This window comes from Neolewinella lacunae (assembly GCF_014349155.1).
In the GTDB taxonomy this organism is placed as follows: Bacteria; Bacteroidota; Bacteroidia; order Chitinophagales; family Saprospiraceae; genus Neolewinella; species Neolewinella lacunae.
In genome coordinates, this window is the sequence record NZ_JACSIT010000145.1 from 2,159 (window position 1) to 3,124 (window position 966).

General features: G+C 63.9%; 1 protein-coding gene. It reads left to right on the top strand.

Features of this window, described 5'->3' with window-relative positions; all coding sequences use genetic code 11:
• The coding region (locus H9S92_RS17760) for a SprB repeat-containing protein (protein WP_187468046.1) at window positions 1–966 on the top strand (966 nt) is incomplete at both ends.

Here is a 966-nt window from a genome sequence, read left to right on the forward strand (position 1 = left end):
CCTGTGGAGCAACGGACAGACGACGGCTACGGCCACGGGCCTGGCTGCGGGCATCTACACGGTAACGGTTACCGACGCCAACGGCTGTACGGAAACCGCTACGGGCACGGTCAACGAACCTACGGAACTGACCCTGACGGGAATGGAAACCGACGTTGAGTGCAACGGCGACGCTACCGGCGCGATCAACATCACGGTCGGCGGCGGCACCCCCGATTACACCTACCTGTGGAGCAACGGTGCCACGACCGAAGACCTGACGGGTCTGACCGCCGGCATCTACTCCGTGACGGTCACCGACGCCAACGACTGTACGATCGAAGCGACCTTCGAAGTGGAAGAGTCTACGGACCTGGAAGCTACCATCGCTGACACGGACGTGCTCTGCAACGGAGACACGGACGGTACGCTGACGGTAGTTGTCACCGGCGGCACCCCCGACTACTCCTACCTGTGGAGCAACGGACAGACGACGGCCACGGCCACCAGTCTGGCCGCAGGCACCTACACGGTGACGGTAACCGACGCCAATGGCTGTACGGAAATCGCTACGGGCACGGTCAACGAGCCCACCGACCTGGAAGCTGCCATCGCTGATACGGACGTGCTCTGCAACGGAGACACGGACGGCACGCTGACGGTAGTGGCCACGGGTGGTACCCCCGACTACACCTACCTGTGGAGCAACGGACAGACTACGGCTACGGCCAACGGTCTGGCCGCTGGCACCTACACGGTGACGGTCACCGACGCCAACGGCTGTACGGAAACCGCCACGGGCATGGTCAACGAGCCCACTGACCTGGAAGCTACCATCGCCGATGCGGACGTGCTCTGTAACGGAGACACGGACGGCACGCTGACGGTAGTGGCCACCGGCGGTACCCCCGACTACACCTACCTGTGGAGCAACGGACAGACGACGGCTACGGCCACGGGCCTGGCTGCGGGCATCTACACGGTAAC